The organism is Nocardiopsis trehalosi NBRC 14201, from assembly GCF_001552555.1.
Classification (GTDB): Bacteria; Actinomycetota; Actinomycetes; order Streptosporangiales; family Streptosporangiaceae; genus Nocardiopsis_B; species Nocardiopsis_B trehalosi.
On the sequence record NZ_BCRK01000022.1, the window covers coordinates 1 to 19,182 of the forward strand.

The 19,182-nt window shown below is 76.6% G+C and carries 19 protein-coding genes; 8 read left to right on the forward strand and 11 right to left on the reverse strand.

Going from position 1 to position 19,182, the window contains the following annotated elements:
* Together NT8_RS06425 and NT8_RS06430 are read left to right on the forward strand one after the other, a co-directional pair.
* Positions 1-394, forward strand: a 394-nt coding sequence (locus NT8_RS06425) for a DUF1707 SHOCT-like domain-containing protein (RefSeq protein WP_157515563.1), incomplete at its 5' end; no start/stop codon positions are given.
* A 34-nt stretch (positions 395-428) separates the two neighbouring features.
* Entirely contained in the window at positions 429-902 is a 474-nt protein-coding gene (locus NT8_RS06430) for a DUF1707 SHOCT-like domain-containing protein (RefSeq protein ID WP_067965269.1), read from the forward strand.
* Positions 903-963: 61 nt separating this feature from the next.
* Here NT8_RS06430 and NT8_RS06435 read toward each other — a convergent pair whose 3' ends face one another.
* Positions 964-1,458, reverse strand: coding sequence for a DUF3145 domain-containing protein (locus NT8_RS06435; RefSeq protein ID WP_067965271.1), 495 nt, complete (start codon positions 1,456-1,458; stop codon positions 964-966).
* A gap of 218 nt (positions 1,459-1,676) precedes the next feature.
* On the opposite strand from NT8_RS06435, the gene NT8_RS06440 reads away from it, so the two are divergent.
* From NT8_RS06440 to NT8_RS06460, 5 genes are all read left to right on the forward strand, one after another.
* Positions 1,677-2,267 carry an RNA polymerase sigma factor gene (locus tag NT8_RS06440; RefSeq protein WP_067965332.1) on the forward strand — a complete coding sequence of 197 codons (591 nt, stop codon included), beginning with the start codon at positions 1,677-1,679 and terminating at the stop codon, positions 2,265-2,267.
* Positions 2,268-2,278: 11 nt separating this feature from the next.
* Positions 2,279-2,893, forward strand: coding sequence for a hypothetical protein (locus tag NT8_RS06445; RefSeq protein ID WP_067965273.1), 615 nt, complete (start codon positions 2,279-2,281; stop codon positions 2,891-2,893).
* Between the two features lie 850 nt (positions 2,894-3,743).
* Positions 3,744-6,239 (forward strand): CHAT domain-containing protein, encoded by a 2,496-nt coding sequence (locus NT8_RS06450; RefSeq protein ID WP_067965274.1) that lies wholly within the window; start codon positions 3,744-3,746, stop codon positions 6,237-6,239.
* A gap of 148 nt (positions 6,240-6,387) precedes the next feature.
* Positions 6,388-6,801, forward strand: coding sequence for a DUF2203 domain-containing protein (locus tag NT8_RS06455; RefSeq protein ID WP_067965276.1), 414 nt, complete (start codon positions 6,388-6,390; stop codon positions 6,799-6,801).
* Between the two features lie 109 nt (positions 6,802-6,910).
* Complete coding sequence (locus NT8_RS06460; protein ID WP_067965278.1) at positions 6,911-7,264, forward strand: hypothetical protein; 354 nt, start codon at positions 6,911-6,913, stop codon at positions 7,262-7,264.
* Positions 7,265-7,501: 237 nt separating this feature from the next.
* On the opposite strand, the gene NT8_RS06465 is transcribed toward NT8_RS06460, so the two are convergent.
* The 6 genes from NT8_RS06465 to NT8_RS06490 all read right to left on the reverse strand — a co-directional run bounded on the left by NT8_RS06465 (position 7,502) and on the right by NT8_RS06490 (position 14,524).
* Positions 7,502-8,155 carry an MBL fold metallo-hydrolase gene (locus tag NT8_RS06465; RefSeq protein WP_067965334.1) on the reverse strand — a complete coding sequence of 218 codons (654 nt, stop codon included), beginning with the start codon at positions 8,153-8,155 and terminating at the stop codon, positions 7,502-7,504.
* A gap of 8 nt (positions 8,156-8,163) precedes the next feature.
* On the reverse strand, positions 8,164-8,958 hold the full coding sequence (locus NT8_RS06470; protein ID WP_067965280.1) for an enoyl-CoA hydratase-related protein: 795 nt from the start codon (positions 8,956-8,958) through the stop codon (positions 8,164-8,166).
* Positions 8,959-9,041: 83 nt separating this feature from the next.
* The gene (locus tag NT8_RS06475) at positions 9,042-9,503 is read right to left on the reverse strand and encodes a peroxiredoxin (RefSeq protein WP_067965282.1); all 462 of its coding nucleotides are present in this window, start codon (positions 9,501-9,503) and stop codon (positions 9,042-9,044) included.
* A 117-nt stretch (positions 9,504-9,620) separates the two neighbouring features.
* Positions 9,621-10,766: an alkaline phosphatase family protein gene (locus NT8_RS06480; protein ID WP_157515565.1), complete on the reverse strand. Its 1,146-nt coding sequence runs from the start codon at positions 10,764-10,766 to the stop codon at positions 9,621-9,623.
* Positions 10,767-10,869: 103 nt separating this feature from the next.
* On the reverse strand, positions 10,870-11,463 hold the full coding sequence (locus NT8_RS06485) for a DUF5998 family protein (protein WP_245646056.1): 594 nt from the start codon (positions 11,461-11,463) through the stop codon (positions 10,870-10,872).
* Positions 11,464-11,800: 337 nt separating this feature from the next.
* Entirely contained in the window at positions 11,801-14,524 is a 2,724-nt protein-coding gene (locus tag NT8_RS06490) for a bifunctional acetate--CoA ligase family protein/GNAT family N-acetyltransferase (protein ID WP_067965288.1), read from the reverse strand.
* A gap of 236 nt (positions 14,525-14,760) precedes the next feature.
* On the opposite strand from NT8_RS06490, the gene NT8_RS06495 reads away from it, so the two are divergent.
* Positions 14,761-15,654 carry a sugar kinase gene (locus NT8_RS06495; protein WP_067965289.1) on the forward strand — a complete coding sequence of 298 codons (894 nt, stop codon included), beginning with the start codon at positions 14,761-14,763 and terminating at the stop codon, positions 15,652-15,654.
* A gap of 42 nt (positions 15,655-15,696) precedes the next feature.
* Here the strand turns inward: NT8_RS06495 and NT8_RS06500 are convergent, their stop codons facing one another.
* The 4 genes from NT8_RS06500 to NT8_RS06515 form a co-directional block, all read right to left on the reverse strand.
* Positions 15,697-17,838 carry a RecQ family ATP-dependent DNA helicase gene (locus tag NT8_RS06500; protein WP_067965291.1) on the reverse strand — a complete coding sequence of 714 codons (2,142 nt, stop codon included), beginning with the start codon at positions 17,836-17,838 and terminating at the stop codon, positions 15,697-15,699.
* 70 nt (positions 17,839-17,908) lie between these two features.
* Entirely contained in the window at positions 17,909-18,259 is a 351-nt protein-coding gene (mnhG, locus tag NT8_RS06505; protein WP_067965294.1) for a monovalent cation/H(+) antiporter subunit G, read from the reverse strand.
* Positions 18,246-18,524: a monovalent cation/H+ antiporter complex subunit F gene (locus NT8_RS06510; RefSeq protein ID WP_067965296.1), complete on the reverse strand. Its 279-nt coding sequence runs from the start codon at positions 18,522-18,524 to the stop codon at positions 18,246-18,248. Before NT8_RS06510 ends, mnhG begins: the two co-directional genes overlap by 14 nt.
* The gene (locus tag NT8_RS06515; protein ID WP_245646057.1) at positions 18,521-19,138 is read right to left on the reverse strand and encodes a Na+/H+ antiporter subunit E; all 618 of its coding nucleotides are present in this window, start codon (positions 19,136-19,138) and stop codon (positions 18,521-18,523) included. Before NT8_RS06515 ends, NT8_RS06510 begins: the two co-directional genes overlap by 4 nt.
* Positions 19,139-19,182 lie beyond the last annotated feature (44 nt).

Genomic DNA, 19,182 nt, shown 5'->3' on the forward strand with positions numbered 1-19,182 from the left:
CGAGCGCCTCGCCATCGCCCTCCAAGAGGGCCGGCTCGACCTCGCCGAATACGAGCGCCGCCTCGACACCGCCATGCGCGCCGTCGTCCTGGGCGACCTCCGGTCCCTCACCGCCGACCTCCCCCCGCCACCGCCGCCCGCCGTCGCCGATCCCCCCGAATCCGCCCTCACGGCGGCCGGCCGCGGCACCCTGGTGTCGCCGTGGAAGGACTGGGTAGACGAATGGCGATGGTGGCTCGGCGGAGCCGTCATCATGACCGGTATCTGGGGCGTCACCAGCGTCATGAGCGAAGGGCTGCTGCCGTTCTGGCCACTGGTGCCGCTGGGGATCTGGGCCGCCATCCTGGTCGCCGCCGCCATCTGGCCGGACGAGAACTCCGGCTCGCGCAGATGACCGTCGCCCGCCACCTCCGGAGGGACTGACGCGCATGGACGAGCACCAGGTACCGCCGGAGGCGATGCGCGCCTCGGACGCCGACCGCGACGCCTGCGCCGAGCGCCTCGCCATCGCCCTCCAAGAGGGCCGGCTCGACCTCGCCGAATACCACGACCGGCTCACCCTCGCCATGCGGGCCAAGACCATGGGCGACCTCGCCCCCCTCACCGGCGACCTCCCGGCCCCGCCCGCCGTACCGGTACCGCCCGTCCCCCCGCAGTCCCGCGATGACGGCGCGCCGCCCGAGTGGCACGACCGCCTCGAACCCTGGCGCGGGCTGATGTCGGTGTCCGTGATCCTCGTCGGCATCTGGGGCGTGACCAGCGTCATCGCGCACACGCCGCTGCCGTTCTGGCCGATGATCCCGATCGGGTTCATGTTCCTGTTCACGCTTGCCGGGGCGCTCGGCGCCCCACCCGACCCGCCGCGCCGCCGGCACCGCGACGGCGGCCGCGACAGCGGCTGAGGTGCGGGGCGCGCGCCGACCTGGGGGCGGCCGTCGACACGGCGCCCCGGGCGGCCCGCCGCTATCCGGCGGCGTGCAGCCAGCGCACGGGGGCGCCGTCGCCCGCGTAGCGGAACGGTTCGAGTTCCTCGTCCCAGACCCGGCCGGTGAGCCGGTCGAGCTCCTCGGCGAGGTCGGCGTCCTGGGCGGCGGCCCGGTCCATGGCGTTGCGCAGCCGGGCCTCGGGCACGAGGACCTCACCGGAGGCGCTGGTGACGGCCGTGAAGATGCCGAGGGTGGGCGTGTAGCTGTAGCGCACGCCGTCGCAGCCCGGGGTGGCCTCCTCGGTCACCTCGAAGCGCAGGCGCTGCCAGCCGTTGAGCGCGGAGGCCATGGCACCGGAGGTGCCGGGCGCCCCCTGCCAGTTCAGCTCGGCGCGATGGGTTCCTGGGGCGGCCGGCTGGGCACCCCAATCGAGTTTCACAGGCACGCCAACTACACCCGCGACCGCCCACTCGACGTGTGGGCACAGCGCCGCGGGCGCGGAGTGGACGTACAAGACGCCACGTGCGGACACCGAACCTCCTGTTACGAACGAGTGCGCTTCCCCGACGCCCTCGTACCCGCAGAGGAGCTGTCCGCCCCTGGTGTTTCCTCAGTCATTGTGCCCCAAGGGCACCATCGGCACCAGGTCTCCCTTGGCCGAATCCTGTGAACTGCCTGTGTCCCCCCGGGCGGGCCGCTAGCGTTGGTGCTGCGCGCGAGGCGGGAGCTGAGAGTCTACTGGGGGTGCGCGTGGGTGACCAGCCCTGCGACGAGGCCGCGACCGCGGAGCTGGTGCGGCGTGCGCTGGCCGACGACCCCTCAGCGTGGGAGGCCCTGCTCGACCGGTTCTGGCCAAAGGTCCGCGCGATCGTGTGGGCCTATGGGCTCTCGCAGTACGACGCCCAGGACGCCGCGCAGACCGTGTGGTGCCGGCTGGCCGACCACCTGGACCGCGTCCGCGCCCCCGAATCGGTCGGCGCGTGGCTGGCCGCCACCACCCACAACGAGTGCCGCCGCCAGGTGCGCCTGGCCCGGCGCACCGCGCCGCGCGACCCCGCGCTGCTCGACGGCGCCGACCACCGCACCCCCGAGTCCTGGCAGCTGGCGGCCGACACCGCCGGGCGCGTGCGGCGGGCGGTGGCCCTGCTGCGCGAACCCGACCGCACGGTGGCGCTGCTGGTGCTGAACGCGCCCCGCATCCCCACGTGGGAGGTGGCGGAGTTCACCGGGCTGCACCCCTCGGAGGTCCCCGCGGTGCGCCGCCGCGTCCGCCGCCGGCTGCGGCGCCTGTACAACGACGAGATCCGGTACGCCGGCCCGACCGCCGAGGTCCGGCAGTGAGGAGCGGACCCATGCCCGACGGCGATCCGGCCCCCGCCGCCGGTCCGGGCGGCCGCGCCGCCGCCCCCGGCACGGCCGACGACGCGCCGGCCGACGCCGGGCCCGGCCTCGATCCCGACTCCGACGGCGAGCACGGGCCCGGCCTCGGCCCCGAAGCCGACCCGCCCGACACCGGCGACCGCTTCCTGGCCGAGCTGGGCGCCGCCATGCCGCCGGACGAGCCCATGCCGCGCGCCGTCCGGGCGGCGGCCCGCGCCGCCTACCTCCGGCGGCGCCCCGACACCGTCCTCACCGAGGTCGCCGCCGACTCCGTCGACGTCCCGCTGCGCGCGGGGCTGCGGGGCATGGACACTCTCGCGGGGGCGCCCAGATACGTCCGGTTCACGGGCCCGGCCGTCGAGGTGGACGTCGAGGTCACGGCCGACGGCGACCGCCGCGAACTCGTCGGCCGGGTCGCCCCTGCGGGGGCGACCGAGGTCGAGGTCCGCTCCCCGCGCCGCTCGACCCGGCACCCGGTCGACCCGGACGGCGGCTTCCTCGCCCACGGCGTCCCCCGGGGCCCGGTCAGCCTGGTGTTCACCACCCCCGACGCCACCCCCACCGCCACCCCCTGGCTGTCCCTGTGATCCCCCATCGGCCACCATCGTGTTCCGCGCTCGGTTCGCGAACCGCCCTTCCCCGTTTCCGGCCGCGCGGATGTTCCGCGCGTCGAGAGGCCGTCGCGCGGGGATGCCCCGTGATTCCCATTCCGGTGCCGGATTCGGCGCCGGGAACACGCCGTTCGGTCGGTCCGCGCGCAATCCGCACAGCCGTCTTCCGCACTCCTTGAGTACGTGATCCGTGCACCATCGCCACGTCGTTCACCGGGTCCACCAGCCCAGTCGGGACGACCTCGGCGGGAAGCGCCGGAACGCCTGAATAACTCGCTGATCAGCACCCAAGGGGTGAGCCGGCGAGGAATACCGTGCACCCTGGTCGGCGGTGCGGCGCCACGACGTGAACAGCGCCCTGATCGGTTCCCCCCGTCCGGGGCGGGGGATTCCCGGTCGCCTCCACCCCCGGTCGTCCCGGTGGCGCACACCGCGCCGGCTCCGGGAGGCCGGACGGAGCGGACGCCGACGGACCCGCCGGGATGACGGGGGACGCGCGCGCAACTCCAGGGGCGGCGCCGACCCGCCGCGCCGTCGGGCGCCCGGACGCGGGGCGGGGCCACGCGGTGAGGGGCGCCGACCGCGCCGTGTCCGACGGTCACCTGCCGCGTCGACGGATTGGGGTCGTCCCCTGTACTGGTTTCGGACGGTGCGCCCGGGGCGGCTCTGTCCGTGTTCACGGCGGTACGCGGGGCCGGTGATGGAGAAAGATCATCGCGGCCCCTCCCGAGGAGGAAGCCCACGGGTGTATCACTTTTCGTGGCTGCTCGCGCACGTATCGTGTGCGGACGCCTCCCCCCGGCACCGATCACGGAAGGGCGCCGCCATGACGGCACCGCTGCTGAACGACGTGCACGACCCCCTGACGATCATCGCCCGCGACCCCCACTCCGCCCGCGCCCAGGCCGAGCTGCTGCTCGACACCCACCACGAGCCCGGCCCCCGCTCGATCGCCCTCCGCCTGCTCGGCCTCGCGCTGCGCGAGTGCGGGGACGGCCGGGGCTCCATCCGGGCGCTGCGGCAGGCCGCCGCCGTCGCCGCCCGCGCCGGGCTGACGGAGTCGGCCGCCCACGCCCGCGCGTCGCGGCTGGGCGCGCTCGCCCTGCGCGGCGGCGGCGGGGTGTCGGGCACCACCCTGTCCCGGATGGCCGCCGCGGCACCGTCGGCGCGGGCGCTGCTGCACGCCCACCACGGCATCGCGGCGGCGCAGCGGGGCGACTTCTCCGCCGCCGTCGGCGGGTTCGACGCCGCCCTGGCCGGGGCCGACGCGTTGACCCGCGCCCGGCTGCTGCCCGGCGTGCTGAGCAACCGCGGCCTGGCCCTGATGTACTGCGGGCGGTTCGCGGAGGCGGCCGACGACCTCGATCGCGCCCTGGCCGCCGCCGAGGCGCACGCCCTCGACTACCTGCGCGGCGTCGCCCTGCAGAACCTCGGGTGCCTGGCGGTGCGCCGGGGGGACCTGCCCACCGCGGTCGCCCGGTTCACCTCGGCCGCCCGGCTCGTCCCCGACAGCCGCCGCTCGGCGCTCCGTCTGGACCACGCCGACGCCCTGCTCTCCGCGGGCATGGTCCGCGACGCGGCCCGGCTGGTCGACGGTCTCGCGGGCGGCGACGGCGGTACCGCGGCCGAGGACGCCACCGCGCGGCTGCTGCGCGCCAAGATCCACCTGAGCCGGGGCGAGCGGCGGGCCGCCTGCGGCGAGGCCCGCCGGGTGCGCGCGGACTTCGCCGCCGACTCGCTCTGGTCGGAGCTGGCCCGGCTGGTCGAGTGGTCCGCCCGGCACATCACCGAGCCGCGCCCGCGCCCGATCCGACCGGTGCGGCCGCGACGCCCCTCGCGCGGCACCACCGAGTCCCCGGGCGCGGTCCTCGGACCGGTGTCCGGCGGTACGGCGCGGGCCGTCGCGCGGTGTGTGCCGAGCGCCCCGCTGGGTCCGCTGTCGCTCGCGGTGCCCTCCCCCCGGCACACGGCGGCGCTGCGGGCCCTGGCCGACGGCGACCACGCGGCGGCCCGCCACGTGCTGCGGCGCGGGCCCGCCCCGGTCGCCGCCCCGGTGCGCCACCTCGATCTCCTCGCGCACGCGGGCGCGCACCAGAGGGAGGTGGCGGCGGTCGGCGCCGGGCTGGCCCTGCGGCACGGGTCCGGGGCGACGGCGCTGGAGTGGGCCGAGTACGGCCGGGCCCTGCGCCCGGCGGCCGGCCCCTGCCGGGACGCCGCCTGGGCGCGGCTGCTGGAGCGCTGCCGGGCCGCGCACGCTGCGGCCCGCGTCGGTGACGGCGCCGCCCGCGCCGAGCTGGGCCGGCTCACCGCCGGGCTCGCGGCGGCGCAGTGGCACTCCGGCTGCGTGGTCTCCGACGGCCCCGGCGCGGTCCCCGGCGCGGTCGCGGCGGGGCTGGCCGACCGCCTCGGTGACCGGGCGTTCCTCTGCCACATCGACGCCGACGGCGTCCACGCCGCCGTCACCGTGGCCGGCGGCCGGATCGCCGTGCACCGGCTCGACGGCGCGGCCGCGGCGGGGGACGCGGCCGCGCGCCTGCGCTACGCGGCGCGCATGGGCGTGCTGGCGCCCGGCAGCGGGGCGGCCGGGGCGGCGCGGTCGGCCGCCGAGGTCGACCGGCTGCTGATCGCCCCGGTGCGCGCGGAGATCGGCGACCGCCCGCTGGTGCTGTCGCCCGCGTCGTACGCGCACGGGCTGCCGTGGGGCCTGCTGCCCTCACTGCGCGGGCGCGAGGTGAGCGTCGCCCCGTCCGCCGGGGCGTGGCTGGCCCGCGAGGGGCGGGCGCGCCGGGCCGCGCACCGGCCCCGCCGGTTCCTCGTCGCGGCGGGGCCCGACCTGGCGTCCGCCGGGGCAGAGGCGCGGGGGGTGGGCGCCGCCCGGCCGGGCGCCGTGGTGCGGGTGGGCCGCGCCGCCGCGGTCGCGGACGTGCTGGCGGACCTCGGCCGGGCCGACCTGGCGCACCTGGCGGCGCACGGCGCGGTCTCGACCGACGTCCCGATGCTGTCGGGGCTGCTGCTCGCCGACGGAGCGGTGTTCGGCTACGACCTGGAGCTGCTGCCCCGGGTCCCCGACCTGACGGTGCTGTCGTCGTGCTGGGTCGGCGGGGCGGCGCCGACCGCATCGGGGATCGTCCTCGGCTTCGGGGCGGCCCTTCTGGCGCTGGGCGGCGCGGCGGTGGTCGCGGGCGTGCTGCCGGTGGACGACGGCGCGGTGGCGGGGGCGATGGCGCGCTTCCACGCCGCGCTCGCCGCCGGGGCCGGCCCCGCCCGCGCCGTGGCCGACCATCTCGCCCCCGCCGGGTTCGTCTGCTTCGGCGCGGGCTGAGCACCGCACCCCGGTCCCGCCGCGACCACGCCGCCGCGCCCCTACCAGGGGCGCGGCGGCCGCGCCGCCCCCGCCTCCCCACCAAACCCCGCACGCGGCGGCCTTCGGGCGGGCCAGGGGCTCGGGGCGGTGGGGGTAGCGTGCGGGGATGGACGACGACGTGTTCCCGCCCGATCCGGCGGACGGCCCCGACGGGTCGGCGGTCTTCACCCTCGACGCGGCGCGCGCCCTGATGCCGGAGGTCGTCCGCCGCGCCGACGCGTTCACGGCGGCCCGCGCCGACCTCGCCGAACTCGCGGCCGACCTGCGGACCGGCGGGCCGTCGGAACTCGGCGGCCGCGCCGAGCTGAAGGCGCTGGAGGCCCGCCTTGCCGACCTGCACACGTGGTTCACCGGGCAGGGCATCGAGGTGAAGAGCCTGGCGCCGCTGCTCGTGGACTTCCCGGCCGTCCTCGACGGGCGGTCCGTGCGGCTGTGCTGGCTGGAGGGCGAGCCGGAGCTGGGCTGGTACCACCGCACCGAGCTGGGCTTCGCCGGCCGCCGCCCCCTGCCGCCGGAATGAGCGCGCGCCCGGCCTCCGGGCGCGGGCCGTGGGGCCGACGGGGCCGGTGGGGCCGGGCGGTGGCCGCCGGCGCGGGAATAGAGCGCCGACGAGCGGTTAGTGAACGGGCATGAGCGAGATTCAGCCCGAACAGCCCGAGGACCCGATCAACGCCGACGCCCACGACTGGGACGAGGCCGGTCTGCCGGAGCAGGAGGACGCGACGGAGGATCAGCCGCTGCCGGCCGACCACCCGATCGCGATGGGCGAGTTCGGCTCGACGGGCACCGACAAGGAGGCCGGCGAGCCGCTGGACGACGCCCTGGCCCGGGAGCGCCCCGACATCGACGTGACCGCCGACGCCCCGCAGTCCGAGGAGGAGGAGGCGCAGCGCTACCCCGAGGACAAGTTCGACGACCCGCGCGGGACCGGCGCCGAGGAGCGCGCCGTCTACGAGGAGGACGAGGACCCCGACCTCCCCTGACCCGCTCGCCGCCGCCGGCCCGTCCGCGCCCCGGGGCGCGGGCGGGCCGGTGCGCGGAGGGGGGCCGGGCACGGCCGCCGACGCAGGGCGCCCGCGCCGGTCCGGCGCAGCGGGACGGTCCGCCGCGCGGACCCGGGGCGTGGCCACGCGGGCCCGGGTCACCGGCCGCACCGCCCCCGACCACCGGCCGCGCGGACCCGATCACCGGCCACGCCGGCCCGCCCCGTCGGCCGCGGGTCACCAGCCCCGCGCGTGCCACTCCGGCAGGTGCGGGCGCTCGGCGCCCAGGGTGGTGTCCGCGCCGTGCCCCGGGTAGACCCAGGTGGCGTCGTCCATCGCGGCGAAGACCCGCTCCTCGACGTCGGTGATCAGCGACCGGAAGTCCTCCGGCGAGCGCGTGCGCCCCACCCCGCCCGGGAACAGGCTGTCCCCGGTGAACAGGTGGGTGTGCCCGCCGGGGTCGTCGTAGCGCAGCGCGATGGAGCCCGGCGTGTGCCCGCGCAGGTGGATGACCGCGAGGTCGCACGCGCCCACCCGCACCCGGTCGCCGTGCTCGACGGGTTCGTCGACCGACACCGGCAGCTCCCCGCCGTCGGCGGGATGGGCGACGGTGCGCGCGCCGGTGGTGCCGACCACCTCGGCCAGGGCCCGCCAGTGGTCCTGGTGGCGGTGGGTGGTCACCACGCGCGCGAGCCCGGTGTCGCCCACGAGTTCGAGGATGCGGTCGGCCTCGTCCGCGGCGTCGATGAGGACGGCCTCGCCCGTGCGGCGGCAGCGCAGCAGGTAGGCGTTGTTGTCCATCGGCCCCACGGCGAGCTTGGCGATGGTGAGGTCGGCCAGTTCGCGTGTGTCGGCGGGTCCGCCGACCCGCGTGTCTCCCGAGTACGTCACGTCCCCCATTACAGCACCCACCTGGGCGGCCGCTTCTCGAAGAACGCGGCGCGGCCCTCGGCCGCGTCGTCGCTCGCGAAGAACGCGCGGGACGTCTCGGCCATCTCCCGCAGCGCGGCGCCGCGGTCGGCGGGGCGCACCCCGCGGGCGGTGGCGAGGACCTCCTTGGTGCGGGCGAGCGCGGTGGGCGCGGCGGCGCGCAGCCCGTCGAGGACGGCGCCGACCTCCGCGTCCATCCGGTCGGCCGGGACCGCCGCGGTGAGCAGGCCCGCCTCGGCGGCGGCCGCGGCGTCGAACGCCTCGCCGGTGAGGAAGTAGCGGGCGAGGTGGCGGTCGTGCATGCGGGCGGCGACCGGGACGGAGATGATGGCCGGCACGACCCCGATGCGGACCTCGGTGAACGCGAACGTGGTGCCGTCCGGGGCGAACGCCAGGTCGGCGGCCGCGACGAGGCCGATGCCGCCCGCGCGGGCGGGCCCGTTGAGCTTGGCGACCACCGGTTTGGGGGCGGCCATGATGGCGGCGAAGAGGTCGGCCATGCCGGGCGCGGACGGGTCGGGTGCCCGGCCGGCGCGTTCGGCGGCGACCTCCTTGAGGTCGGCGCCGGCGCAGAACGCGGGCCCGGCGCCGGTGAGGACGACCGCGCGCACCGCGTCGTCGGCCATGGCGGCGGCGAGGCCGTCGGCGAGGTCGGTCCGCAGCCGCGCCGACAGGGCGTTGCGGTTGGCCGGGGAGTCGAGGGTCAGGGTCGTGATGCCCCGTTCGGTGTCGCGGCGTACCAGCGGTCCCGTGGCGTCGGCCATCGTCGGCCGCCCCCTTCCTGGTCGGGTGACGTCGGACACGATCCTGCCGCAGAGGGGCCCGGAACGGGGCGCGCGGGTCGGGGTCAGGAGGCTCCGCGCAGGTGGCGGAGCGCACCGTCGGCGTGGGCGCGCATGCGGACCTCGTCGGCGACGACGTGCCGGACGCGCCGGTCGGTGCCGATGACGAACGTGCGGCGCCGCGTGGGGGCGAGCCCGGCGAGGAGGCCGCCGCGCCGGACGCCGAACGCGCGGGCGACCTCACCGTCGGTGTCGCTCAGCAGCGGGTAGTCGAAGCCGTTCACGCGGGAGAACTCGCGCTGCCGGTCGGGCGGGTCGGCGCTGATGCCGACCCGCTGGGCGCCCACCTCGGCGAACTCGGCGGCGAGGTCGCGGAAGTGGCAGCTCTCGGCGGTGCAGCCGGAGGTCAGCGCGGCGGGGTAGAAGAACAGCACCACGGGCCCGGCGGCGAGCAGCCCGCTGAGGGTGTGCCGCGCGCCGTTCTGGTCGGGCAGGTCGAAGTCGGGGGCGAGTTCTCCGATGTCCATGCCGCCAGGCTAGCCCGGGGCGCGGGGGCCGGGGCGGGTGGCCGGGCCGTCGGCGGGCGGACCCCGTGCGGGGGCCGGCGGCACCCGCCGGAGCGGTGCGCGGCGCCGGGCGCCGGGTCAGGCCGCTGTACCGGCGCGAAGAAGGGGCACCCGCAGTTCGGCCGGGGTGAGGGAGCCGTGGTGGCCGATCAAGGCGGCCTCGGCGGGGTCGGCGGCCGGGGCGACGAGGGCCGTCCGGCCCAGGGCGAGGGCGAGGACGTCGCCGATCCGCGCCCGCAGGTGGGGTGCCACCGGCCCGAACAGGCCGCGGTCGATCGCCTCGTCGCGGGAGAGGACGGCCGCGCGCCCGGTGAGCCGGTCGCGCCAGGCGGCGAGGACGTCGGCGGCCGCACCGGGCCGGGCGTACACCTGGCGGGCGCGGGCCTCCCCCGCGAGCAGCCGCACCCCCGCCGCGAGGTCGGGGGCGCCCTCGACGTCGACGCGGGTCTCGGGCGCGGTGTCGACCATGCCGTGGTCGGCGGTGACGTAGAGGGCGGTGCCGGGCGGGAGCGTGTCGGCGATCCGCGCGGCGAACCGGTCGACGCGTCCCAGCTGGGCGCGCCAGGCGGCGGAGTCGACGCCGTGCCGGTGGCCGAGTGAGTCGAGTTCGCTGTGGTAGGCGAAGACGAACGCCCGGTCGGCGCCGGCGAGCGCGGCGACGGTGGCGGCGGCCACGGCGTCGGCGCCCTCGGCGGCGACGTAGCGGCCGCCGCGTGCGGACGCCCGGTTCAGCCCGGTGCCCTCGTAGGCGCCCGAGGCGACGTAGGCGGCGTCGACCCCGGCGCGCCGGGCCCGCTGGTAGGCGGTGGCGCGGGGCTGCCACCGCTCGGGGTCGAGGTCGGCGGGCCAGCGCAGGTGGTCGACGGCGCGGTCGCGGTCGGGGTCGGCGACCCGGGCGCCGAGCACGCCGTGGGCGCCCGGAGGCAGGCCGGTGCCCACGCTGGTCAGGCTGGTGGCGGTGGTGGTCGGGAAGCCCGCGGTGATCGGGGCGGCGGCGTCGATCAGGGAGCCCAGGAACGGGGCGAGGTGCCGGTGGGCGGTCAGCGGCTCCCAGCCCATGCCGTCGACCAGCAGCACGCAGGCGCGGCGGGCCGGGGGCAGGCCGAGGACGTCCGGCTCGCCCGGGACGCCGAGCGACGCCAGCACCGAGGGGACGAGGTCGGCCAGCGAGCCCCGGCCGTAGGCGGGGACCTCCAGGCCGTCGGCGGCGGGTTCGGTCACCACGGGAACCTCCCGGACGGACGGAGACGGCCGGCGGACCCGGCACCGGCACCGGCGACCGCACCACGCGGTCGCCGCCGGGCCTCCCGGGCGGGCGCCGGCCGGGTCAGCGGGTGGTGGCCTCGGACAGGACGTTGGCGAAGTTGATCAGCGCGGCGACGGGCTCGGGCCCGTCGGCGGTCTGGCTCACCCGCAGGGTGAGCGGTTCGGCGGTGATGGCACCGGTGTAGCCGTGGTCGAGGTCGCAGGACTCGTCGGCGCATGAGGCGGGTTCGAGGTCGATGTGCGCGATGGCGCCCCAGTTGACGTTGAGGCTGATGCTGAGCACGGCCTCGCTGGGCATGGTGCCGGCCACGTAGTTGGCGGGGTCGGCGACGACGCGGGTCAGCGCGACCGACTGGATGTTGCCGATCTGGATGGCGTCGGTGGTGGTGGACGCGTGCGGGCGGTCGGCGTCCTCGGCCGGCGGGTGCTCGTCGGTGTGGCAGACGATCAACCGGGTGGCCGTGAGCAGCAGGACGGTGATGTGCCGCCGCATCTCCATGGCCGGGTCGAAGGTGGCCTCGTGGTGGACGACGAAGGCGTCGGGGCTCTCGGCGCCGAGCGCGGTGGCGACGGCGTCGATCACGAGGCCGGGGTAGTACCCGCTGCGCTCGATCTCCGAGCGCCAGTCGGTGGACACGGCACGCGTTTTCCTCATGCCCCCATCCTGCCCCCTCCCGGCGGCGGATCGCACGCGCGGCCGCCCCGTCCACCCCGCGCAGACGGGTGCGGACACGGGTAACGGGGCGCGACAGGGGTAGGGCGAACGCATGAATGAGGCACGCGACGCAACCCTTCCGCCCGTCCCGGTGCCCCCCGATCCGACGGGGCCGCCGATGCCCGATCCGGCGCGGCCGTTGCCGCCCGACCCGATCCCGGTGCCGCCGGAGCCGCTGCCCGACCCCGGCCCGGGGCCGGGCCGCACGCCGGGCCCGCTGCCGCCGGAGCCGGAGCCCGAACCCGAGCCCGCCTGACCGGCGCGCGCCCCGGCTCCGCTAGAAGGTCACGCCGCGCAGGCGGCGCGGCCCGGAGTCGGGGCGCGGCTCGGCCGCCGGGCGCAGCCACACCCGGGCGCCGAGGACGTGGGCGCCCTCGGCGTTGACCATGACCGGGTCGAGGTCGACGTGCGCCACCTCGGGGAACGCGTCGACCATCCGCGACAGCCGGATGAGCAGGACCTGCAGCGCCTCGACGTCGGGCTGCTCGGCCAGTGAGGTGGCGCCCGCGGGCAGCCCGAACAGCAGCGGGGCGGCGCGCACGGCGTGCACGAGGTCGGCGGCGTCGGCGTCGGTGAGCGGGGCGAGCCGGAACGCCCGGTCGTCGAGGAGTTCGGCGGTGACGTCGCCCAGCCCGAACCCGACGACCGACCCGAAGGACGGGTTCTCCCCCGCGCGGACCACCGTGGGCACCCCCGGCACCACCATGCGCTGCACGACGAGCATGGCCTCGTCGCCCAGCCGGTCGTGCAGCGCGGTGAAGGCGCCGTGCACGTCGCTGGCGGTGCGCAGGTCGGCGCGGATGCCGCTGCCGCCGGCGCGCAGCCGCAGGTCCGGGGCGTTGGCCTTGACCACGACCGGGTATCCCAGCTCCTCGGCGGCGGCGACCGCTTCGTCGGCCGAGGCCACCGCGATGTCGGGCCACACGTCGATGCCGTAGCAGGCGAGCAGGTCGCGGGCGGTGGCGGGGTCGACGGCGGTCTCCTCCTTGTGCACGGGCTCGCTGGTGAACCAGACGCCGTGCACGTCCCCGGCGCCGCCGCCGTCGGCGAGGCTGCGGTCGATGATCTCGCGGGCGCGGGCGCCCTCGATGTCGGGCAGTTCGGGGTGGCGGCCGGGGTCGCGGCGCCGCCACAGGGTGTACCGGGTGGCGTGGGCGAGGGCGCGGACGGCGTCCTCGGGCGCGGGGTAGGACGGGATGGAGCCGCGGACGGCCTCCCCGTTCTCGCCGGTCCGGCGCAGCTCCTCGGGCAGCCCCTGGTAGCCCAGGTAGGTCGTGACGATGGGCTTGGCCGAGGTGGCGGCCTTGGCGCGCAGCACCTCGGCGACGTCGTCGGAGATGGGGGTCAGCGCGGGGATGAACACCACGACGACGGAGTGGACGGAGTCGTCGGCGAGCGCGGCGGTGAGGGCGGCGTCGAAGTCGGCGGCCGTGGCGGTGGGGCCGAGGTCGACGGGGTCGTGCGGGCGCAGCCCGGAGCGCACGCAGGCGTCCTTGACGAGCAGGCCCAGGGAGTCGGAGTTGCCGAGGATGCCGACGCTGGGCCCGGCGGGCAGCGGCTGGTAGGCGAACAGCTGGGCGACGTCGAAGAGCTGCGTGATGTCGTCGACCCGCACCACCCCGGCCTGCTGGAACAGCGAGGTCACCGCGTAGTCGGGCAGGTCCAGCGCCCCGGCGGCGTGCCCGGTGGGCACGCCCTGGGTGGAGCCGCCGCTGCGCACCGCCACCACGGGCTTGTGCTGGGCGAGGCGGCGGGCCAGCCGGGTGAACTTGCGCGGGTTGCCCAGCGACTCCAGGTACTGGAGCACGACCTCGGTGGCGGGGTCCTCCTGCCAGTACTGGATGAGGTCGTTGCCGGAGACGTCGGCCCGGTTGCCGGCCGAGACGAACGTCGACAGGCCCATGCCGCGTTCGGCGACCCGCTGCAGGATGGCGCGGCCGAGGGCGCCCGACTGGGAGAAGAACCCGATGGGCCCGCGCGGGGGCACGTGCGGCGACAGGGTGGCGTTGAGCGACACGGCGGGGTCGGTGTTGGCGATGCCGAGGCAGTTGGGGCCGACGACGCGCATGCCGGCGGCGCGCGCGGTGCGCACCAGCTCCTCCTGGCGGGCGCGCCCCTCGGGCCCGGACTCGCCGAACCCGGAGCTGACGACGACCAGGCCGTGCACGCCCTTCTGCGCGCACTCCCCCACGACGTCGCCGACCATGTCGGCGCGGACCGCCACGACGGCGAGGTCGACGGGGTCGGGGATGTCGAGCACGCTGCGGTAGGCGCGGACGCCGGCCACCGCCTTGGCCTCGGGGTGCACCGGGTAGACGGGGCCCTGGAAGTCGCCGGCGAGGAGGTTGCGCAGCGCCGTCTGGCCGATGGTGTGGGCGGTGCGGCTGGCGCCGATGACGGCCACGGACTCGGGGAACAGCAGCCGGGCGATGGAGCGCGACTCGGCGCGCTGCTCCCGGGCGCGCATGACCTCCTGGGAGCTGTCGGTGGGGGCGAGGTCCAGAGTGAGGCGGATGACGCCCTCGTCGAAGGTCTGCTGCGCGGTGTACCCGGCCTCGCGGAAGACGTTGATCATCCGCCGGTTCTCGGGGAGCACGTCGGCGATGAAGCGGCGCACCCCGCGCTCCCGGGCCGCCGCCCCGATGTGCTCCAGCAGCACCGACGCCAGGCCGCGCCCCTGGTGGGCGTCCTCGACGACGAACGCGACCTCGGCCTCCTCGGGGGTGACCTTGTCGTAGCGCACGACCGCGACCATCACCCCGGAGATCGTGGCGATGAGCGCCACCCGGTCCTCGTAGTCCACGGTGGTGAACCGCTGGACGTCGCGCGAGGACAGCTTGGGGTAGGGCGCGAAGAAGCGGTAGTAGATCGTCTCCGGCGACAGCCGGGAGTGGAACTCCCGGAGCAGGTCGGCGTCCTCGGGGACGATGGGCCTCAGGTGCGCGGTGCCGCCGTCGGTGAGCACGACGTCGGCTTCCCAGTGGTTCGGGTAAGAGTGCACGGTTTTGAGGGTAAACGAGATCGGCGGCGGCGTGGCGGACGCCACCCTGCTCAGCGCGGTGCCGGGAACCCGCCGTACGGCCGGTTCCCGTCGCCGCGGGGATCACGCAGGTCTGCCACTTCGTTACCCGCCGTCCTCCCGGAACCTGTTAACGTCTGTCGACACAGGCTTTCAGGTGCGCGGGCGGTTCCCCCGGTCGGCGGGGCGGCAAGGTGGTGGGTGAGATAATGGCACGTGTGGTCGTGATCGGCGATCTCATGACCGACGCCGTCGCGCGGGCGTACCACCCCCTGGCGCGGGGCAGCGACACCCCGGCCTCGGTCATCACCTACGGCGGCGGGTCCGGCGCGAACGTCGCCGCGTGGCTGGCCATCGAGGGCGTCGACACCACGTTCGTCGGCCGCCGCGGCTCCGACATCACCGGCCGCACCCGTGAGATGGAGCTCATGGGCTACGGCATGGACTCCCGCGTCGTCATGGACCCCGAGCGCCCCACCGGCACCTGCGTGGTGATGATCACCCACCGGGGCGACCGCACCATGCTCAGCGACCCCGGCGCCAACGCCCGCCTCCAGCCCGAGGACCTGCCGCGCGACGTGTTCGGCCCCGACGGCCACCTGCACGTGTCGGGCTACACCCTCATCAACGAGAGCTCCCGCCGCGCCGCCCGGGTGGCCCTGCGCATGGCCCGCGAGACCGGCATGTCGATCTCGGTCGACGGCGGCTCGCACGCCCCGCTGGAGCGCGCCGGCGCCGAGAACTTCCTCGACTGGACCAACGGCGCCCGCCTGCTGTTCGCCAACGTCGACCAGGCGTCGGTGCTCACCGGCCGCGACGAGGCCGAGGCCGCCGCCAAGGTGCTCACCGCCTGGTACCCGAACGTGGTGATCAAGCTCGCCGACGCCGGCGCGCTGTGGGCGTCCAAGACCCGCGACGACCTCGTCGTGGTGCCCGCCGAACCCGTGGAGCCCTCGCCCGGCTCGATCGGCGCCGGCGACGCGTTCATCGCCGGGTTCCTGCCGCCGTGGCTGGCGGGCAAGCACCCCAAGGACAGCCTGGTGGCGGCGCACCGCCTCGCGGCGCGCGCCCTGCACCAGCCCGGGGCCCGCCCCGACCTCGGCGACTCCTGACCCGCACCCGTCCGGCGCCGCACCCCCGAGGGGGCGCGGCGCTCAGCCGCGCGTGGCCAGCACCAGCGGCAGCACCGCCGGGGCGCCGGCCTCGCGCAGCAGCCGCGCCGCGACCGTGAGGGTCCACCCGGAGTCGGTGTGGTCGTCCACCAGGAGCACCGGGCCGTCGACCCCGGCCAGCCGCTCCCGCAGCTCCGGCCCCGCCTCCAGCGCCCGCCACACCGACGCGAGCCGCTGCGCGCTGTTGTGCCGCCGCGGTCCCGCGCCGTCGGGCCCGGTGTAGCCGAGCGCCCCCAGGGGCGCCAGCCGGCCCACGCGGGCCAGCCGGTCGGCGAGGTCGCCGATGAGCACCGGCCGGGTGCGCGACGGCATGGCCACCACCCCCACCGGGCGGCGCTCCCACGGCCAGGCCGCGAGGACCTCCACGACGCCCTGGAACACGCGGTCCGGCACCGGGGCGTCGGGGGCGTCCTCGGCGAGCAGCGCGCGCAGGGTGGTGCCCCAGCCGACGTCGGTCAGCCGGGCGAGCGCCCGGCCCTCCTCGGCGCGCAGGTCGGCCCGGATGTTGCCGGACAGCTCGACCCCGAGGTCGGCCATCCCGGTGGGCCACTGCCGGCGCGGCGCGACGGCGGTCCCCGGCCGGTCGAGGTGGCGTTCGGCCTCGGCCCGGCGGCCGGGGTCGATGTCGGTGGGCCAGGTGCGGCCGGTGCACACGTCGCAGCGGCCGCAGGGGGCGGCGTCGGGGTCGTCCAGCTGGCGGCGGAGGAACTCCATGCGGCAGGTGTCGGCGGCGATGTAGTCGAGCATGGCGCGCTGCTCGCGTTCGCGGGCGGCGGCCACGGCGGCGTAGCGCTCGGCGTCGTAGTGCCAGGGCTGACCGGTGGCGGTCCAGCCGCCGCGCACCCGCCGCACCGCGCCGTCGACGTCGAGGACCTTCAGCATCTGCTCCAGCCGGGACCGGCCGAGGTCGACCCGGGTCTCCAGGCGCGGCAGCGACAGGGGGCCGTCGGCGGCGGCCAGGGTGTCGAGGGTGCGGCGGACGACGTCCTCGGGCGGGAAGGCGACCCGGGCGAAGTACTCCCAGATCTCGCGGTCCTCGCGGCCGGGCAGCAGCACCACCTCGGCGCGTTCGACGCCGCGCCCGGCGCGGCCCACCTGCTGGTAGTAGGAGATGGGCGACTGGGGGGCGCCCAGGTGCACGACGAAGCCGAGGTCGGGCTTGTCGAACCCCATGCCCAGGGCGCTGGTGGCCACGAGCGCCTTGACGCGGTTGTGCAGCAGGTCGTCCTCTGCCCGGTGGCGGTCCTCGGGGTCGGTCTGGCCGGTGTAGGCGGCCACGGCGTAGCCGCGGGCGGCGAGGAACTCGGCGGTCTCGGTGGCGGCGGCCACGGTGAGCGCGTAGATGATGCCGGACCCCGGCAGGTCGGGCAGGTGCTGGGCGAGCCAGCTCCACCGGGCCGGGCTGTCGGGGAGGTCGACCACCGACAGCCGCAGGCTCTCGCGGTCGAGCGGGCCGCGCAGCACCAGGGTGGCGGAGTCGTCGCCGATGGCGAGCTGCTCGGCGACGTCGCGGGTGACGCGCTCGTTGGCGGTGGCGGTGGTGGCCAGCACCGGTACCGAGCGCGGGAGGCCGTCGAGCAGGGTGCGGATGCGCCGGTAGTCGGGGCGGAAGTCGTGGCCCCAGTCGGAGACGCAGTGGGCCTCGTCGACGACGACCAGCCCGGCGCCGCCCGCGAGTTCGGGCAGGACGCGGTCGCGGAAGTCGGGGTTGTTGAGGCGTTCGGGGCTGACCAGCAGCACGTCGACCGCGCCCTCGGCGATGTCGGTGTAGGTGCGCTCCCAGTCGGCCGGGTTGGCGCTGTTGATGGTGCGGGCGCGGATGCCCGCCCGCTCGGCGGCGGCGATCTGGTTGCGCATGAGGGCCAGCAGCGGGGAGATGATCACCGTTGGCCCGGCGCCCTCGGCCCGGCGCAGCGCGGTGGCGACGAAGTACACCGCCGACTTGCCCCAGCCGGTGCGCTGGACGACCAGCGCCCGGCGGCGCTCGGCGACCAGGGCGTGGATGGCGGTCCACTGGTCGTCGCGCAGCCGGGCGGAGTCGCCGGCGAGCGCCCGCAGGTGGCGTTCGGCGGCGTCGCGCAGGTCGGCGGGGGCGGTGGTGTCGGACGGGGCGGGAGTGGCCATGCCCCCTTGGTACCAGAGTCCGGGGGGCGCGGGGCCGCCGCCCGCAGCGCCACCACGTACATCATCACTGTCAGTCGTCGTCGCGGGTGGTGCGCACGGCCTCCTCCAGCTCGTCGACGACCAGCCGCTCGGAGTCGACCATGCCGCGGCTGTAGGACACCCGGCCCACGGTCTGGGCGAGCACCGGCACCGTGACGAACTGGAACATCGCGGCGAGGAACATCGGCGCGGCCGAGCGCACGTCGGGCAGCTGGAACGCGGCCCCGGTGATGATCAGCAGCAGCCCGACCGTGTCGGGCTTGGTGGCGGCGTGCATCCGGTTGAGCAGGGTGGGGAACCGCACCAGGCCGATCGTGCCGATGAGGGTGAACAGGGCGCCCAGCGGGACGAGGACGGCGGTGACGACGTCAGTCGCGGTCATGGGCCCTCCTCTCGGCGAAGCGGGTGGCGGTGAGCGTGCCGACGAACCCGAGCAGCCCGATGGCGACCATCAGCCCGATGTAGGCGGTGTCGCCGCGCAGCCCGGCCTCCAGCGCGATGAAGCTCACCACCAGCACCGACAGCGCGTTCAGGCAGATGATCCGGTCCAGCACCGACGGCCCGCGGACCAGCCGGTACAGGACGAACAGCACGGCCGCCGCGAGCATGGCGAACGCGGCCGTGAAGGCGTGGTCGAGCAGGTTCACCGGTCCTCCCCCTGGGCGCCGAGGTCCCCGCGCTCGAACTCGGCCACGTCCTCGGCCGTGCCGAACGCGCGCACGAACAGTTCCTCGGTGCGCCGCACCTGGCGGCGGAGCCGGTCGACGGCGCCGTCGGACTCGATCGGGATGCCGTGCACGTAGATCACCCCCTGGTCGCGGTTGAGCTCGATCACCAGGCTGCCGGTGACCAGCGAGAGCCCCCCGCTGACCATCGCCAGCAGGAAGTCGGAGTCGGTGCGCATGGGCACCGCCACGATGGCGCCGCGCACCTCGGCCGGCCGCCACAGCACGTGGAAGGCGACGTGCACGCTCGACCGGAACAGGTCGTAGCCGATGACGCCGACGAGCCGCAGCGCGTGCCACGGGCGGAACCCGAGCCGCACCGGGATGTGCGGCAGCTTGGCGACGGTGTAGCACAGCGACCCCACGACGGCCCCCGCGATGACGGTGCCGGGGCTGGGGTCGCCCCACAGCACCACCCACATCAGGGTCAGCCACAGCACCGTCGGCAGCCGGCCGAGCAGGCGCATCCCGGCGCTGCGGGTGGTGACCGCGCTGGTGCTGGCGCCCGCGCTGCTGGTGTCCATGCCCTCGGTCATGCGGCCTCCCCTCGGCCCGGCCGGGCGCCCCGCGGCGCCGGCGC

Coding starts and splice junctions, on each gene's coding strand:
- NT8_RS06430 (WP_067965269.1), top strand. CDS start 429: ATGGACGAGCACCAGGTACCGCCGGAGGCGATGCGCGCCTCGGACGCC.
- NT8_RS06445 (WP_067965273.1), top strand. CDS start 2,279: ATGCCCGACGGCGATCCGGCCCCCGCCGCCGGTCCGGGCGGCCGCGCC.
- NT8_RS06450 (WP_067965274.1), top strand. CDS start 3,744: ATGACGGCACCGCTGCTGAACGACGTGCACGACCCCCTGACGATCATC.
- NT8_RS06455 (WP_067965276.1), top strand. CDS start 6,388: ATGGACGACGACGTGTTCCCGCCCGATCCGGCGGACGGCCCCGACGGG.
- NT8_RS06460 (WP_067965278.1), top strand. CDS start 6,911: ATGAGCGAGATTCAGCCCGAACAGCCCGAGGACCCGATCAACGCCGAC.
- NT8_RS06470 (WP_067965280.1), bottom strand. CDS start 8,958: ATGGCCGACGCCACGGGACCGCTGGTACGCCGCGACACCGAACGGGGC.
- NT8_RS06475 (WP_067965282.1), bottom strand. CDS start 9,503: ATGGACATCGGAGAACTCGCCCCCGACTTCGACCTGCCCGACCAGAAC.
- NT8_RS06485 (WP_245646056.1), bottom strand. CDS start 11,463: ATGAGGAAAACGCGTGCCGTGTCCACCGACTGGCGCTCGGAGATCGAG.
- NT8_RS06500 (WP_067965291.1), bottom strand. CDS start 17,838: ATGGCCACTCCCGCCCCGTCCGACACCACCGCCCCCGCCGACCTGCGC.
- mnhG (WP_067965294.1), bottom strand. CDS start 18,259: ATGACCGCGACTGACGTCGTCACCGCCGTCCTCGTCCCGCTGGGCGCC.
- NT8_RS06515 (WP_245646057.1), bottom strand. CDS start 19,138: ATGACCGAGGGCATGGACACCAGCAGCGCGGGCGCCAGCACCAGCGCG.